We start from the raw sequence: 15,409 nt of genomic DNA on the forward strand, positions 1-15,409 counted from the left end.
ATAACAAATGAGCAACACCGATATTCGTGTCGTCGTCGGGCCCGCCAACTATTTTTCGCATCGCGGCAGCTTTGCGCGACTCAATGACTTCTTCAGCCCGGACCAGCTTTCCCGCGCGGTGTGGATTTATGGCGAACGCGCCATTGCCGGGGCCAGGCCTTTCCTTCCAGCCGCCTTTCAGGCTGAAGGCGCAAAACATTTGCTGTTCAAAGGGCATTGCAGCGAGCGGGACGTCGCCGGGCTCGCCGAAAGCGCCGGTGAAAACGCGGCGGTGGTGATTGGCATTGGCGGCGGCACGGTGATGGATACCGCTAAAGCCGTAGCGCGTCGGCTGCATGTACCATTCGTGGCACTGCCAACCATTGCCGCCACCTGTGCCGCGTGGACGCCGCTGTCGGTGTGGTACAACGACGCAGGCCAGGCGTTGCAGTTTGAAATTTTCGACGATGCCAACTTTCTTGTGCTGGTCGAGCCTGAAATCATCCTCAACGCACCAAAGGAGTATCTACTGGCCGGGATCGGCGACACGCTGGCGAAGTGGTACGAAGCGGTGGTGCTTGCTCCGCAGCCGGAGCAACTTCCGCTGACGGTGCGTCTGGGTCTGAACGGCGCACGGGCGATCCGCGATATCCTGCTCGAACACAGCGAAACCGCACTCGCAGACCAGCGAAACGGTACGCTGAGCCAGGCGTTTCTTGACGTGGTGGACGCGATTATTGCGGGCGGCGGGATGGTCGGCGGCCTGGGCGAACGCTACACCCGCGTCGCGGCGGCCCACGCGGTGCATAACGGCCTGACGGTGCTGCCGCAGACGGAAAAATACCTCCACGGCACCAAAGTCGCCTACGGTATTCTGGTGCAGAGTGCGCTGCTTGGGCAGGATGACGTGCTGGCCCAGTTGATCGAGGCTTATCAGCGCTTCAGCCTGCCAACCACGCTTGCCGAACTGGACGTGGACATTCACAACCGCGCGGAGCTCGATAAAGTCATTGCCCACACGCTGCGCCCGGTGGAGTCCATTCACACTCTGCCGGTTACCGTCACGCCGGACGCGCTGCATGCGGCGTTTGTAAAGGTGGAAACCCTGAGCGCTTGATTGACGTCGTGAGCATTCGCGGCCTGATGATGGCTACTCAGGCGGCACTCGCGCATCCCGGCCAGGGCATTAATATCGGCAGCTTCCTCGCGAGCCCTGCCGCCAGGCAGATCACGGGGACGGGTCTGGACGTCGACGGAGGGGTTAACGCTTAATCAGCAGCACTTCGCACCGCCTTTACCGCCGTAGCGCGCGTCCTGACGCTCGCGGAAAAACTCCTCATAGGTCATCGGCGTTTTGTCCGGGTGGTTAAGGCGCGTGTGCTCCACGTAGTTGTCGTAATCAGGTACGCCGATCATCATTTTCGCCGCCTGGCCGAGGTATTTCCCGGCTTTTGAAAGTGTGTCGAACATAGTCGCTCCTGTGAAATGCCCCTCACCCTAACCCTCTCCCCAAAGGGGCGAGGGAATGGTTTGCTCCCTCTCCCTTAGGGAGAGGGCCGGGGTGAGGGTCAACCCTGTTAATGCACACCCTTCGCCTGGGCCACAATCTGCTCCAGGTTCTCCGGCATCGGCTCATACGGCGTCTCTTTCGCCGTCGGTTTCTCTTCTTTGAGCGCCGCCAGCGCGGTTTTCACCGAATAAAGCGCCAGCACTACGACCACCACCATAAAGAAGATGGTCAGCCCGGCGTCCAGGCGGTTGTTGAAGACCAGCTGCGAAAGCTGTGACTCCGTATACTGCGCCGGAATTTTACCGCTGTCGATCATCGCCTGGAACTTGTTGGCGATGGCGAGGAAGCCAACTTTGACATCCGGGCTGAACGCCTTCTGCCAGCCTGCGGTCAGGGTGCAAACCAGCAGCCACGCCGTCGGCAGCAGGGCCACCCACGCGTAACGCTGACGCTTCATTTTGAACAGCACCACCGCGCAAAGCATCAGCGCCATACCGGCCAGCATCTGGTTAGCGATGCCGAACAGCGGCCAGAGGGTGTTAATGCCGCCGAGCGGATCGACCACGCCCTGATGCAGGAAGTAGCCCCAGGCCAGCACGCAGAGCGCCGTCGCCAGCAGGTTAGCCGGAAGCGAATCGGTGCGTTTCAGGTTCGGGCTGATGACGCCCATTAAATCCTGCAGCATAAAGCGTGCCGCGCGCGTACCTGCATCAACCGCCGTCAGGATAAACAGCGCCTCAAACAGAATGGCGAAGTGATACCAGAAGGAAACATCCATCAGGCCACCGAGCGAACCGTGCAGGATATACGCCATCCCGACGGCCAGCGTCGGTGCGCCGCCCGCGCGGGAGATGATCGACTGTTCCCCGACTTCACTGGCGATTTGCGTCAGCGTGTCTGGCGTAATGGCGAAGCCCCAGCTGCTGACCACCTGCGCCGCAGAGGCTACCACGTCGGTCGTGCCGGCAGGAGCCAGCACTGCCATCGGGCTGTTCATCGCAAAATAGACACCAGGATCGATAATGCAGGCCGCCACCAGCGCCATGATTGCCACAAAGGATTCCATCAGCATCCCGCCGTAGCCAATCAGGCAGGCCTGATTTTCATTAGCCAGCATTTTCGGTGTGGTGCCGGAGGCGATCAGCGCGTGGAAGCCCGATACGGCACCACAGGCGATGGTGATAAACAGGAACGGGAACAGGCTGCCGGTCCAGACCGGGCCGGTGCCATCCACGAACTTCGTTAGAGCAGGCATGGTCAGGGTCGGACGCAGGATCAGGATACCGATCGCCAGCCCGACGATAGTGCCGATTTTCAGGAAGGTAGAGAGGTAATCACGCGGAGCCAGCAGTAGCCACACCGGCAGCACCGCCGCCACAAAGCCGTAACCCACCAGCATCCACGTCAGCTGGATGCCGGTGAAATCAAACCACGGTGCCCACGTTGGGCTTGCCGCCACCCAGCCGCCGGAAATAATGGCGAAAATCAGGAATACCAGACCAATCACCGACACCTCGCCGATACGGCCCGGGCGCAGGTAGCGAATGTAGATCCCCATGAAAATCGCCAGCGGAATGGTGAACGCCACGGTATAGGTGCCCCACGGGCTGTGGGTCAGGGCTTTCACCACGATCATCGCCAATACCGCAAGGATGATCACCATGATCATGAAGGTCGCCACCAGCGCAATCACGCCTGCGGTGGCGCCCATTTCCTCTTTCACCAGCTCGCCCAGCGAACGCCCGTCGCGGCGGGTTGAGACGAACAGCACCATAAAGTCCTGTACCGCCCCGGCCAGCACTACGCCTGCGAGGATCCAGATCATTCCCGGCAGGTAGCCCATCTGCGCGGCCAGCACCGGCCCCACCAGCGGCCCGGCCCCGGCAATTGCCGCAAAATGGTGACCGAACAGCACTTTTTTGTCGGTCGGAACGTAGTCCAGCCCATCGTTGTGGCGAACGGCAGGCGTCATGCGCGTCGGATCAACGGCAAGCACCCTTTTTGCTATGTACAACCCGTAAAAACGGTAAGCGATGAGGTAGATACACACCGCCGCGACAACAATCCACAGCGCGTTAATTTGTTCGCCGCGATTAAGGGCGATATAGCCGAGGGCAAAGGCTCCGACGATCGAGAGAATGGCCCATATCAGGTATTTCCCTGGGTTATTCATGGTCTGATTCCGTCTGTGAAGGGGAAGATGTTACATTTTGTATCTATAACACCCCACACAGATTTAACAATGTCATAACCAAGGAATAACGACGTAACGCCACGGATTTACACCACATTGTTAAGCGGGTCACGCTACGAGGCCGCACCTCATCCGCGGAAATATCGTATCGATCGAGTCGCGCATTCGCTTATTAAGCCGGGCGGCACTTTGTTTGCACCGACCTGCGTAATTTTGTAGGCCGGATAAGCGCAGCGCCATCCGGCAATAGTGTTGCATATTACCCCAAAACCATCGTGCTCAGCCGGCAGGTGCAGCAGCGCCGCCCCTGTTCGTCGAACACGACAATTTCCCAGCTTTGGGTCTGCTTACCTAAGTGCAGCGGCTGGCATACGCCGCGCACTTTACCCTGAGACACCGCGCGGTGGTGCGTGGCATTCAGCTCGGTGCCGACGACGCACTGGCCTTCACGGGTCATCAGATAGCCCGCCATCGAACCGAGCGTTTCCGCCAGCGCAGCGGACGCGCCGCCGTGTAGCAGACCAAACGGCTGATGGGTACGGGCGTCAACGGGCATTTCAGCTTCCAGCGTGTCGTCGCCGAGACGGGTATAAACGATGCCGAGATGCGCGACCATCGTCGCTTCGCTGGTAGCGTTCAGGGCATCCAGCGTTAAGTGTCGGATCCAGATCATTACGCCCCCAGGGTTGAGCCGCCGTCGACCACGATGTCCTGCAAGGTGATGTGGCTGGCGCAGTCGGAGGCGAGAAACAGAATGGTGCTGGCGATTTCCTGCGGACGGGCAATTTTGCCAAGCGGGATGCCGAGCTTGAACTGCTCGCCGAACCCGCGAATGCGCTGCTGCTCAGCGTCGTCGCTGATCCACAGGGTGCGCTGCATATCGGTATCTGTTGAACCCGGCGACACCAGATTACAGCGTACGCCGCTTGCCGCCAGCTCCAGCCCGACGGTCATTGCCAGGCTTTTCAGCGCCGCCTTCGACGCGCCGTAGGCGCTCATGCCGATGCGTGGCGTGTGTGCGGCATCGGACGCAACGGTCACAATGGCTCCGCCCTGCTGTGCCCGAAACGTCGCCATCGTCTGCTGGAACAGATTGAATGCGCCGCCCACGTTGACGGCGAACGTTTGCTGCCAGTCCGCAATGCTCAGTTCATCCGTAGCGCCCATGCGCAGAATCCCGGCGGCGTTCACCAGCACGTCGAGACGCGGTAAATCCTGCAACAGCGGAGCACAAACCAGCAGCACCTGCCGGGCATCCGCCACGTCCATCTCGATAGTGGTGAACGGATACTCAGGCTTGTCGAACGCCAGATCGAAACCGGTGACTTTCGCCCCGACCTCCACGAACGCCAGCGCGGTGGCATAGCCGATGCCTTTTCCCGCGCCGGTTACCCAGACGGTTTTGCCGTGAAAATCCAATCCGGTCATCACTTCACCTCGCGGGAGAGCAGCGCCCACCAGGCGTCGAGGGTAGGATTTTTTGCCAGCATCACGAAATCAATGTCGCCGTGGACTTTGCGCCAGCGCGCGGCCAGCGCCATCATCCGCACCGAATCGAGGCCGTAGTCAATCAGGTTTTCATCATCGAGCGGCTCGTCGGATTCGTCCAGCAGCGGGAGAATGGCCGCCCGCAGCGCGGCTTTCGAGGCAGGCAGCGGCAGCAGCTCTTCGGTCATCACCACGCGCCCGGAGCGTCCGGCTACGTATTTCAGCGACATTAAGTGTTCGTCACGGCTGAAGTCCGCCAGCGCATCGGCCACGAAGAACGGCTTGATATCGCGCATGAAGGCGTCCGTCGCCGTGGTCATGCAGCCGATGTGCGCATAGACGCCGGTGATGATCAGCTGGTCGCGCCCGGTTTCCTTGAGCATTATCTCCAGCGGCGAGCGGTGGAACGCGCTGTAGCGCCATTTCACCAGCACGGTATCCGCTTCGTCCGGAGCCAGCGCGGCAATCACGCGCTGCTGATCCGGTGATTTAGTCAGGCCCGGTCCCCATATATCGTTCAGCAGCGCCCTGTCTTCAGCGCTCTGCTCTTTCGGCTGCGCGGTGTAGTAGACGGGAATATTATGCTTTTTGGCGAAGTCGCGCAGGGCCTTGATGTTCGCCACCACGGTGGCCATCATCTCGCTGTTTTCACCCCAGAAGTTGAGGAAATACTCCTGCATATCGTGGATAAGCAGCGCCGCGCGCGCCGGTTCAAACGCCCAGTCGACTTTGTTGGCCGGCATGTCGGCGGCGGTTGGCAGCGCGTAGGCCTGCAGTTTTGGAATTGCCATACTCTTCTCCTTCAGGCCAGGGCGCGATCGGCGATCCACTGACGTAATTGTTTTTTATCGACTTTCCCTACCGGCGTCAGCGGCAGTGCATCCACGCACTCCACGCGATCCGGCAGCTTGAATTCGGCGACGCCCTGCTCGCGCAGAAAGCGGCGAACCGCAACCGCACGCAGCGGCGCTTTCACCACCAGATACGCGCAGCTTTTCTCACCGAGCAGGCTGTCTTCCATGCTCACCAGCGCCGCATAAACCACCGACTCGTGGCGCAGCAGCAGGTTTTCAATTTCTTCCGCCGCGATCTTTTCACCGCCGCGGTTGATCTGATCTTTTTCGCGTCCCTGAACGGTGATGTAGCCATCCTCGTCGATGGAAATCAGGTCACCTGAGCCGTAAAAGCCATTGGCATCAAAAGCGCTGGCGTTGTGCTGCGGGCTTTTGTAATAGCCGCGGAAGGTGTACGGCCCGCGGGTCATCAGTCGCCCGACTTCACCACGCGGCAGCGGGTTGCCGTCGGCATCCGCCACCCACACTTCGTCATCGGGAGACATCGGGCAGCCTTGCGTGTTGATGATGCGCTCCGGCGAATCGTCCAGCCGGGTGTAGTTCACCAGCCCTTCCGCCATGCCGAACACCTGCTGAAGCTGGCAGCCAATTTCTGCCGGAATGCGCGCCGCAAGCGTGGCGGAGAGACGCGCCCCGCCGACCTGCAACAGGGTGAGCGAAGCGAGCTGCGCGTTACTGCCGCTGGCCTGAATCTCCTGCAGCCACAGGCTCACCGCAGGCGGTACCAGTGCGGCAACCGTAACCTGATGCTGTTCGATCAGCGGGAAGCAGAGCGTGGCGCTGGGATCGGCGGCTAACACCACGCAGCCACCTGCGAGGAACACCCCGAGCGCACCGGGCGAGCTCAGTGCGTAGTTATGGGCGGCAGGTAAGGCACAGAGATAGCGCGTGTTTTCGTCGAAGTGGCAAATCTCGTTGCTGCGACGGATGCTGTAGTAGTAATCGTTGTGAGTGCGCGGGATCAGCTTCGGCGTGCCCGTGCTGCCGCCGGAAAGCTGGAAGAAGGCCACTTCTCCGGCGCTGGTCGACGACGGTACAACGTTATCCGCCGGAGTTGCCATCGCCGCCGCCAGGCTGTGTTCGCCCTGGTCATGATTCAGCAATACCTTGCGCACCGAGCGGTGCTGGTCGACGAAAGCGTTGAGGAACGTATCGTCGGCAAACAGGGCATGATCGCGATCCGCAATCAGCAGAGCCGGTTCAATTTGCGCTGCGTAGGCGTGCAGTTCACTGCGCTGATGGCTGAATAGCGCATTAACCGGCGCGACGCCTGCCCGCAGCAGCGCAAAGAACGTGACATAAAACTCCGTCACGTTGCCCAGATGCACCAGCGCGGTTTCGCCTGCCTTCAGTCCATGATGCTGCAAAGAGGCGGCGAGATTATCCACCAGCACGTTAAGTTCGCGATAAGTCACCCGGCGATCGCCATCGATAACGGCCACCGCATCGTTATTCGCGTGGCGCGTCAGAATGTCGGTCAGCGGCAGATCCTGCCAGTAGCCTTTTTCACGGTAGCGGGCCGCGAGATCTTCCGGCCACGGCGTAAAAGCAACACTCATCATCAGTCCTTAATTGAGGCCAAATACGTTCAGCATGGTGGTCAGCTTGACGCCGGTTTCACGCCATTCGCCGAGCGGCGAAGAGGCAGGCACAATGCCCGCCCCGGCAAACAGGCGGATGTGGTTGTCATGCACTTTCGCGCAGCGGATAGTGACCACCCACTCGCCGTTGCCTTCCGCATCGCACCAGCCGACGATGCCGCCGAACAGTTCGCGGTCGAACGGCTCAAGCTCGGCAATCAGCCGCTTCGCCACATCATGCGGGAAACCGCTCAGCGCAGGCGTCGGGTGCAGCAGGCAGGCAAGCGTCAGGGCGTTTTCATCGGCTTTCGCTTCGCCTTCAATCGGCGTTGCCAGATGCCAGAGGGTTGGCGTGGTGATGAGCTGCGGCGAGGAAGGAAGAGAAAGCGCATCGCTGCGCGGCGTCAGGACGTTTCTCATGGCCTGGGTTACCAGCTCGTGCTCGTGGCGATCTTTCTGCGAGGCCAGCAGGCGGTTGCCCGCTTCACGATCCAGCACGTTATCCGGCTGACGACGGGCTGAACCTGCCAGCGGCAGGGAACTGAAATGGGAGCCCTCCTTGCGCAGCAGCAGCTCCGGGCTGGCACCGAGCAGCACGCCACCGTCCGGCAGCGGTACGTGGAAGTTGAAGCTCGCCGGGTTCTGCGCGATGAGACGCTCCAGCAATGCACCGGTATCCACGGCGGAATCGGTAGTGAGCTCAATCAGACGCGAGAGCACCACTTTGTCAACTTCCGGCGTGGCGGTCAGCGCCGCAGCGCGTTCCACCATCGTCATAAATTCATCCTGCCCCGGAATTTCCTGCCGCGCCTGCACCTGCATTGGCTTCAGGCCCGCGACGTAAGGCGCCGAGTGCTGTTTCGCCGTGCGGGAGAAGGTTTCGCTGTGCTGCGGAATGAACAGCGCGGAGGGCTGGGTGGTATCAAACGGGATAGCGCCCACCAGCAGCGGACGCTGGACACCGGCGGCTTTCGCATCGGCAAAGGCTTTGCTGATGCTTTGCTGAAACTCTCCCGCTAAATCTTCTCCGCCTTCAGCCGGCTGCGACACGCGACGGAAGCAGCCAGAGGTGGTGAAGCTACGATACGGCGACATAAAAAAGAAGCTGTCAGGGAACAGCGTTGGTGCGACTTCCTGTTCGGCCTCAGCCAGTAACGTTTCCATATTATCCTCCAAAACGATAAAGATATTAAGAATGATTATCATTTATATTTTGGTTCGGTAAGCTAAAAGTAAAACGCTTCCTTGTCAACTTCAGACGCATCATCCCCCTTGCATCTGCGACGCGCAGAAGTGAAAATGAGATTCATTAACATCCATAAAACAGGACTTTGACGTCGTGAAATTCCCCGTTTTTTTCCGCAACACCCTGCTCTTTTCCGGGCTTTTCCTTTTCGGATTAACCTCAGGCCTGGCCGCCGACTGGCCGCGCGAAGTGACAGACAGCCGCGGCGCGCACCAGCTTGAACACAAGCCAGTACGCATCGTCTCCACCAGCGTCACCCTCACCGGTTCGCTGCTGGCCATTGACGCCCCTGTTGTCGCCAGCGGGGCCACCACGCCCAACAATCGCGTGGCGGACGGCCAGGGCTTTTTGCGCCAGTGGGGCGAGATTGCCAGAAAGCGCCACGTCGCCAGGCTATACATTGGTGAACCGAACGCCGAAGCCGTGGCTGCGCAGATGCCGGATCTGATCCTGATTAGCGCCACCGGTGGTGATTCAGCACTCGCGCTTTACGATCAGCTATCAACCATTGCCCCGACGCTTATCATCAACTACGACGACCAGAGCTGGCAGAGCCTGCTGACTCAGCTTGGCAAAATCACCGGCCAGGAAAAGCAGGCAACACAGCGCATTGCTGAATTTGATTCCCGGATGGCGACGCTCAAGCAGCAAATGAAGCTGCCGCCGCAGCCGGTAAGCGCGCTGGTTTATACCGCCGCCGCGCACAGCGCCAACCTGTGGACCCCGGAATCCGCCCAGGGCAAGCTGCTCGAGCAGCTTGGTTTTACCCTCGCCCCGCTCCCCGCCGGTCTGCACACCAGCCAGAGCCAGGGGAAGCGTCACGACATCATCCAGCTCGGCGGTGAAACCCTGGCGGCGGGCCTGAACGGGCAGTCGCTGTTTGTCTTCGCCGGTGACCAGAAGGACACCGATGCCATTGAAGCTAACCCGCTGCTGTCTCACCTTGAGGCGGTGCAAAACAAGCGCGTGTATGCGCTTGGCACCGAAACTTTCCGTCTCGACTATTACAGCGCAATGCGGGTGCTGGAGCGTCTTGAAAAACTGTTCGGCTAAGTAAATGCCCGGCGGCACTACGCTTGCCGGGCCTACAAAATAGCGAAACCCTGTTTGACATCGTCGGGTAGCACGTTGTTTGCCCGTCCAACGAAACATCGTAGGCCGGGTAAGCGCAGCGCCACCCGGCAATCATGCCACCTCTTCCACCTGCACCGGAGCCTGACGGAACCGGCGCAGTTCCCCCAGCAAGACCACCAGTACCACGCCAACCGCCGCCAGTATCCATCCACTCGCACTTGCCGCCGCAGCGGGCGTCAGCATCGAGCCAAAGCCCCCGAGCAGCGCAGCGCCGATGGCATCGCCGGTCACGTTTTGCGCGGTCCACAGGCCGTTAATGCGCCCGAGCATCGCTTCAGGGGTTTGCGTCTGAATGAGCGTGTACTGCAACAGCGAACTTATCGCGCTCAGCCAGCCAAACAGCGCGAGGCACAGCGCACCCAGCGCCCAGGCGGGCATCAGGCTGAATACGCCGATCGCGACAAACGATCCGACCGTCGCGAGCAGCATGATCTGCCCCGGCCTTTCGCTGCGGGCCAGGTTGCCGCTGGTCAGCGCGCCAAGGGCAGCACCGAGCGGAATAGCCGCATACAGCAGGCCAATTTGTGCCGCAGACATCTGCCAACCCACCGCCAACGCCGGATAGAGGACGCGCACCGCACTCGCCATCGTCAGCAGGCCGCCGAGCAGCGCTATGCCGCCAATCAGCGGATTGCTGAACAGGAAGCGCAGCCCGGCCATTAAAGAAGTAAACGGGTGTTCACGCGGCTGCGGCGGAGGCGGCAGCTGCGGCAAACGCAGGAGCGTAAGCGTAGTGATAAAGGTGCCGAGCGCCGCCAGCAGGTAGTTCCAGGAGAAGCCGCCGCTCGCCAGCAGCAGGCCACCGACCATCGGCGAAATGACCGAGCCCAGGCGTACCGTCAGCATAGTGATCGCCCCGGCCTGCATCAGGTTTTCACGCCCGACCAGCGCAGGCGTTGCGGCCAGCAGCGCGGTGACGCCAATCGAGGCGAACAGCCCGTCCCAGAGGCCGAGCAGGTAAATCACCAGCAGCGAAGGCTCTGGCAGCAGCGCATTCAGCCACAGGCCCAGAAAGCCCAGCCCGCAGGTGCCACGCGCCAGAAGAATCAGCTTTTTGCGCTCAAAGCGATCCGCCAGCACGCCGCCAAGCATCAGGCCAATGAACATTGCCCCGCCGGTGAGTGTGACCGCCAGACCAACGTGCCAGGTGGAGTGGGTGAGCGCCTGAATCTGAACCGGCACCGCCACGCCGAGCAGGCCGAGAGAGAGAATTGAGATAAAGCGGGCGATAAAGACGGCGCGAAACGCCGGATGAGTCTTTAGCAGGCTGAGGTTCAACAGCCAGGATTGTCTTTGCATCACAGGGCCTTCAACGAACTTTCGATACCATTTCCGTGGCCGCACATGCTACCATAGGCGAATAAGATCGAGAACGATAATTACTATCATTATCACATCATGGACGTTGCTATGTCGTTTTCTCCCGCCGCGCTGCGCCCCATCGCCGTGCCCGGATTGTTCATTCTGCTGGTCGCTGCCTGCGCCCTCAGCCTTCTGATTGGCGCGAAACCGCTGCCGTTAAGCGTGGTGACGGATGCTCTGTCCGGCACCTGCCGTAGCGCCGACTGCACCATCGTTCTTGATGCCCGTCTGCCGCGCACGCTTGCCGGGCTTCTGGCAGGCAGCGCGCTTGGCCTTGCGGGCGCGCTGATGCAAACCCTGACCCGCAACCCCCTCGCCGATCCCGGCATTCTTGGCGTTAACGCCGGAGCAAGCTTTGCCATTGTGCTGGGCGCGGCGCTGTTTGGCCTGACGCTTCCCCAGGAGCAGCTTTTACTCGCCTTTAGCGGCGCGCTGATCGCCTCGCTGCTGGTGGCCTTTACCGGCAGCCAGGGCGGCGGTCAGCTCAGCCCGGTTCGCCTGACGCTGGCGGGCGTTGCGCTGGGCGCAGTGCTTGAAGGATTATCCAACGGTATCGCCCTGCTCAATCCGGACGTTTACGACCAGCTGCGCTTCTGGCAGGCCGGTTCGCTGGATATCCGCTCGCTGGAGACGCTCAAAGTGGTGCTGGTGCCGGTGATTATCGCCGCCGCCGTGGCGCTGGGCCTGAGCCGCTCACTGAACAGCCTGAATCTTGGTGCAGACACCGCCACCGCGCTTGGCAATAAAGTGGCGCGCACGCAAATTCTTGGTCTTCTCGCCATCACCGTGCTGAGCGGCTGCGCCACCGCGCTGGTGGGGCCCATCGCCTTTATCGGCCTGATGATGCCGCACATCTCGCGCTGGCTGGTCGGCGGCGATCACCGCTGGTCGCTGCCGGTCACCCTGCTCGCCACCCCTGCCCTGCTGTTGTTCGCAGATATCGCCGGGCGTCTGCTGGTTCCAGGTGAGCTGCGCGTGTCAGTGGTCAGCGCCTTCATCGGCGCGCCGGTGCTTATCTGGCTTGTTCGCCGCCAGCCTTCCCGCGGAGGTGCCGCATGACTACGCCATCGCGTCGCTTGCTGCTGAGCTGTGGCTTCCTCACGCTCGCTTCTTTATTACTTGCCCTCTGGAGCCTGCGCAGCGGCGCGGTCGCTCTGGACGTTGGGCAAGTGATTGCCGCGCTGACGGGTGATGCCCCCCGCGGCGTGACGATGGTGGTTACAGAATGGCGCTTACCGCGCGTGCTAATGGCGCTGCTGGTTGGTGCCTCGCTTGGCGTCAGCGGCGCAATTTTCCAGTCGCTAATGCGCAACCCACTCGGTAGTCCGGACGTCATGGGCTTTAACACCGGGGCGTGGAGTGGCGTGCTGGTAGCGATGGTGTTGATTGGTCAGCACCAGACGGCAATCGCCTTCGCCGCGATGGCAGGTGGGATAATCACCTCGCTGCTGGTCTGGCTACTGGCGTGGCGCAACGGGATTGATACCTTCAGGCTGATCATTATCGGTATCGGCATCCGTGCGATGCTGATGGCCTTCAACACCTGGCTGCTGCTGCGCGCCACGCTCGAGACTGCGCAGTCGGCAGGGCTGTGGTTTGCCGGATCGCTTAACGGCGTGACGTGGGCAAAGATTTTCCCTGCAGCCCCCATTTTGCTGGTCATGCTGGCCTGCGCCGCGCTGCTGGTACGGCGGCTGCGGCTGCTGGAAATGGGCGACGACAGCGCCTGCGCGTTAGGCGTGCGCGTGGAAAGCTCTCGCTTGCTGTTGATGCTGGTCGCCGTCGTGCTGACCGCCGCCTCAACCGCTCTGGCCGGGCCGATTTCCTTTATTGCCCTCGTCGCGCCACATATCGCCCGACGCCTGAGCGGTACTGCCCGCTGGGGTTTAACTCAGTCGGCGCTTTGCGGCGCACTGCTGCTGGCGCTGGCGGATTTTGCCGCGCAGCAGCTATTTATGCCTTACCAGCTTCCGGTGGGCGTGGTGACCGTCAGCCTCGGCGGCCTGTATCTTATCGCCCTGCTTATTCAGGAGTCCCGTAAAAAATGACCGCCTCTCCCGCCCGCCTGTACGGCGAACACCTGACGCTTGGCTACGGTAAAAAAATCATTGCTGAAGATCTTCAGGTCGCCATTCCCGACGGTCATTTCACCGCCATTATCGGCCCCAACGGCTGCGGCAAATCGACGCTCCTGCGCACCTTAAGCCGTCTGATGACACCGCAGCACGGGCAGGTTTTACTGGATGGCGAGCAGATCCAGCGCTTCAACAGCAAAGAAGTCGCCCGCCGCATTGGCCTGCTGGCGCAGAACGCCACCACGCCGGGCGACATCACCGTACAGGAGCTGGTGGCCCGCGGGCGCTATCCGCATCAGCCGCTGTTTACACGCTGGCGCAAGGAAGATGACGAAGCGGTCAACCGCGCCATGCAGGCGACGGGTGTGACGGAGCTGGCGAATCAGAGCGTGGATACCCTCTCCGGTGGTCAAAGGCAGCGGGCATGGATTGCGATGGTACTGGCACAGGAAACGGCCATCATGCTGCTCGATGAGCCAACCACCTGGCTCGACATCAGCCATCAAATCGATCTGCTGGAGCTGCTGAGCGAGCTCAACCGTGAGCAGGGTTACACCCTGGCGGCGGTACTGCACGATCTCAATCAGGCCTGCCGCTACGCGACGCACCTGATTGCCCTGCGCGATGGCAAAATTATCGCCGAAGGCGCACCAAAGGAGATCGTGACAGCAGAGCTGATTGAGAAAATCTACGGCCTGCGCTGCCTGATTATTGAGGATCCGGTGGCAGGGACACCGCTGGTGGTGCCGTGGGGTAAGGCGGGGAAATAACCTTCTCCCGAAAGAGCGGGAGATAGCGGCATTCAAAATGCTTATAAATGCCCGCTCGGAATAAATCGCTATTTTGTAAGTAAAAAAGACATCTTTAATTTACCTGCCGGGTACGTTTTTAGTGCTTAACTTCACAAAACAATGCAACGGATAAACCTTATTCTGAAAAATGAAAATCGAGAACGATTCCTGCCACCTGTAAAAATTTTCGTTCGAAATGAAAAACACCCTCAACACTTAAGCAATCCTAATGAAATGACAAAAAAATAATTACTATGAAAACCAAATCGGCTTAAAGACACACGTTATCAATATAACCCAAACAATATTTCAACAGAAATCCCAAAAAAAGATCCCAGCAAGCCCCGCAGCATCAAAGCCCCTGAATATTTCTCATGGTAAATGACATCACAACACCCAAACAAAATCATTAAATAACAATAAGATAAACAAAAAACACCACCAATAATCATTGGTATTGAATAATTAAATTAAAGTTGTAATATTCACCTCGTTTAAAAGTCATTTATTTTAACCAGGCATTTCTTTTGCAACAAAACAGTTGCCTTCAAATGAAAGCAATTTCGTTTTTTACCTGAGAATGATAAAGGTGAATGGGCGTTAACCTTTAGCCCTGGTGAACTGACATTGATCAATGTGCAAATAAAAGTACAGGGCGCGTAACGTCAAGGGAAATGTAATGCGCTGGTAAAAAAAATTACGCGGCTGATACCGTAAAGTATCAGCCGCGTTAGAGAATGGAAAGACGAGTTCTGCAAAACCTGTCTTTCCGGCGTTAAGTGATTTCGACATCAAATTAACAGGTTTATTAAATATGAAAATCAAACTTATTGCATTAGCAATTGTGGCTAGTGCAATTTCTGGTATTGCTGATGCGCAAATGAGCAGCAGCGATCAATTCATTGTACAGAATTACCTCTCCACTCATCCGGAACTGCCGCAGGATAAAACACAGGAGATAGAAAGAAAGGACACTCTGCAAGAGGTAATCAATTATGTGAAGGGAAATTCTTATTACAACGGAAGTACCACAGTTAGTTTTCCGCCCATCGACACAACAGCTATTCCAATAAGTACATTGACACCAGCCACAAAACCGCAGGCAGCTACCTCTACTGACGGTGAAGGCGAAGCATTAACCAGGGCTAATCAGGAGCGTACCGCTCAGCAAACTAAAGCGCTACAGGATGCTTATC

13 protein-coding genes and 2 pseudogenes are annotated in these 15,409 nt (G+C 59.2%); 7 read left to right on the forward strand and 8 right to left on the reverse strand.

All coding sequences use genetic code 11. The features are described from left to right. Window positions 1-7 precede the first annotated feature (7 nt). Both RTU33_RS00340 and RTU33_RS00345 read left to right on the forward strand, forming a co-directional pair. Window positions 8-1,096 (forward strand): oxidoreductase, encoded by a 1,089-nt coding sequence (locus RTU33_RS00340; protein WP_312624531.1) that lies wholly within the window; start codon window positions 8-10, stop codon window positions 1,094-1,096. Window positions 1,097-1,140: 44 nt separating this feature from the next. Continuing rightward, window positions 1,141-1,251 (forward strand): annotated as a pseudogene (locus RTU33_RS00345) (oxidoreductase); the annotation flags it as partial. Here the strand turns inward: RTU33_RS00345 and RTU33_RS00350 are convergent. The 7 genes from RTU33_RS00350 to entC all read right to left on the reverse strand — a co-directional run bounded on the left by RTU33_RS00350 (window position 1,252) and on the right by entC (window position 8,769). After that, a complete protein-coding gene (locus tag RTU33_RS00350; RefSeq protein ID WP_097164648.1) occupies window positions 1,252-1,449 on the reverse strand; it encodes a YbdD/YjiX family protein in 198 nt (65 codons plus the stop codon). It abuts the pseudogene before it with no gap. A gap of 107 nt (window positions 1,450-1,556) precedes the next feature. Then, complete coding sequence (gene cstA, locus RTU33_RS00355) at window positions 1,557-3,662, reverse strand: pyruvate/proton symporter CstA (protein ID WP_312624536.1); 2,106 nt, start codon at window positions 3,660-3,662, stop codon at window positions 1,557-1,559. A gap of 280 nt (window positions 3,663-3,942) precedes the next feature. Then, complete coding sequence (gene entH / locus RTU33_RS00360) at window positions 3,943-4,356, reverse strand: proofreading thioesterase EntH (protein ID WP_097165033.1); 414 nt, start codon at window positions 4,354-4,356, stop codon at window positions 3,943-3,945. Further along, window positions 4,356-5,111: a 2,3-dihydro-2,3-dihydroxybenzoate dehydrogenase EntA gene (gene entA, locus RTU33_RS00365; RefSeq protein ID WP_312624540.1), complete on the reverse strand. Its 756-nt coding sequence runs from the start codon at window positions 5,109-5,111 to the stop codon at window positions 4,356-4,358. Before entA ends, entH begins: the two co-directional genes overlap by 1 nt. Continuing rightward, complete coding sequence (locus RTU33_RS00370; protein WP_312624542.1) at window positions 5,111-5,962, reverse strand: isochorismatase; 852 nt, start codon at window positions 5,960-5,962, stop codon at window positions 5,111-5,113. The genes entA and RTU33_RS00370 overlap by 1 nt, the downstream gene beginning before the upstream one ends. A gap of 11 nt (window positions 5,963-5,973) precedes the next feature. Then, window positions 5,974-7,584, reverse strand: coding sequence for a (2,3-dihydroxybenzoyl)adenylate synthase EntE (gene entE / locus RTU33_RS00375; RefSeq protein ID WP_312624903.1), 1,611 nt, complete (start codon window positions 7,582-7,584; stop codon window positions 5,974-5,976). Window positions 7,585-7,593: 9 nt separating this feature from the next. Beyond that, window positions 7,594-8,769, reverse strand: a complete 1,176-nt coding sequence (gene entC / locus RTU33_RS00380) for an isochorismate synthase EntC (protein ID WP_312624544.1) — start codon at window positions 8,767-8,769, stop codon at window positions 7,594-7,596. A gap of 175 nt (window positions 8,770-8,944) precedes the next feature. Between entC and fepB the strand changes: the two genes are divergently transcribed. Beyond that, complete coding sequence (fepB, locus tag RTU33_RS00385; protein ID WP_312624546.1) at window positions 8,945-9,904, forward strand: Fe2+-enterobactin ABC transporter substrate-binding protein; 960 nt, start codon at window positions 8,945-8,947, stop codon at window positions 9,902-9,904. Between the two features lie 132 nt (window positions 9,905-10,036). Here fepB and entS read toward each other — a convergent pair whose 3' ends face one another. Continuing rightward, a complete protein-coding gene (entS, locus tag RTU33_RS00390) occupies window positions 10,037-11,284 on the reverse strand; it encodes an enterobactin transporter EntS (protein WP_312624548.1) in 1,248 nt (415 codons plus the stop codon). Window positions 11,285-11,395: 111 nt separating this feature from the next. On the opposite strand from entS, the gene fepD reads away from it, so the two are divergent. From fepD to RTU33_RS00410, 4 genes and pseudogenes are all read left to right on the forward strand, one after another. After that, window positions 11,396-12,406, forward strand: coding sequence for a Fe(3+)-siderophore ABC transporter permease (gene fepD / locus RTU33_RS00395; protein ID WP_312624550.1), 1,011 nt, complete (start codon window positions 11,396-11,398; stop codon window positions 12,404-12,406). Next, window positions 12,403-13,395 carry an iron-enterobactin ABC transporter permease gene (fepG, locus tag RTU33_RS00400; RefSeq protein WP_312624552.1) on the forward strand — a complete coding sequence of 331 codons (993 nt, stop codon included), beginning with the start codon at window positions 12,403-12,405 and terminating at the stop codon, window positions 13,393-13,395. Before fepD ends, fepG begins: the two co-directional genes overlap by 4 nt. Beyond that, window positions 13,392-14,192: an iron-enterobactin ABC transporter ATP-binding protein gene (fepC, locus tag RTU33_RS00405; RefSeq protein ID WP_312624553.1), complete on the forward strand. Its 801-nt coding sequence runs from the start codon at window positions 13,392-13,394 to the stop codon at window positions 14,190-14,192. The genes fepG and fepC overlap by 4 nt, the downstream gene beginning before the upstream one ends. 835 nt (window positions 14,193-15,027) lie before the next feature. Next, window positions 15,028-15,409, forward strand: a pseudogene (locus RTU33_RS00410) (hypothetical protein); the annotation flags it as partial.

This window comes from Scandinavium sp., assembly GCF_032012665.1.
GTDB lineage: Bacteria > Pseudomonadota > Gammaproteobacteria > Enterobacterales > Enterobacteriaceae > Scandinavium.

Excerpts from the sequence above, each read along its gene's own strand:
- RTU33_RS00340 (WP_312624531.1), top strand. The coding sequence starts at position 8 with ATGAGCAACACCGATATTCGTGTCGTCGTCGGGCCCGCCAACTATTTT.
- RTU33_RS00350 (WP_097164648.1), bottom strand. The coding sequence starts at position 1,449 with ATGTTCGACACACTTTCAAAAGCCGGGAAATACCTCGGCCAGGCGGCG.
- cstA (WP_312624536.1), bottom strand. The coding sequence starts at position 3,662 with ATGAATAACCCAGGGAAATACCTGATATGGGCCATTCTCTCGATCGTC.
- entH (WP_097165033.1), bottom strand. The coding sequence starts at position 4,356 with ATGATCTGGATCCGACACTTAACGCTGGATGCCCTGAACGCTACCAGC.
- entA (WP_312624540.1), bottom strand. The coding sequence starts at position 5,111 with ATGACCGGATTGGATTTTCACGGCAAAACCGTCTGGGTAACCGGCGCG.
- RTU33_RS00370 (WP_312624542.1), bottom strand. The coding sequence starts at position 5,962 with ATGGCAATTCCAAAACTGCAGGCCTACGCGCTGCCAACCGCCGCCGAC.
- entE (WP_312624903.1), bottom strand. The coding sequence starts at position 7,584 with ATGAGTGTTGCTTTTACGCCGTGGCCGGAAGATCTCGCGGCCCGCTAC.
- entC (WP_312624544.1), bottom strand. The coding sequence starts at position 8,769 with ATGGAAACGTTACTGGCTGAGGCCGAACAGGAAGTCGCACCAACGCTG.
- entS (WP_312624548.1), bottom strand. The coding sequence starts at position 11,284 with ATGCAAAGACAATCCTGGCTGTTGAACCTCAGCCTGCTAAAGACTCAT.
- fepD (WP_312624550.1), top strand. The coding sequence starts at position 11,396 with ATGTCGTTTTCTCCCGCCGCGCTGCGCCCCATCGCCGTGCCCGGATTG.
- fepG (WP_312624552.1), top strand. The coding sequence starts at position 12,403 with ATGACTACGCCATCGCGTCGCTTGCTGCTGAGCTGTGGCTTCCTCACG.
- fepC (WP_312624553.1), top strand. The coding sequence starts at position 13,392 with ATGACCGCCTCTCCCGCCCGCCTGTACGGCGAACACCTGACGCTTGGC.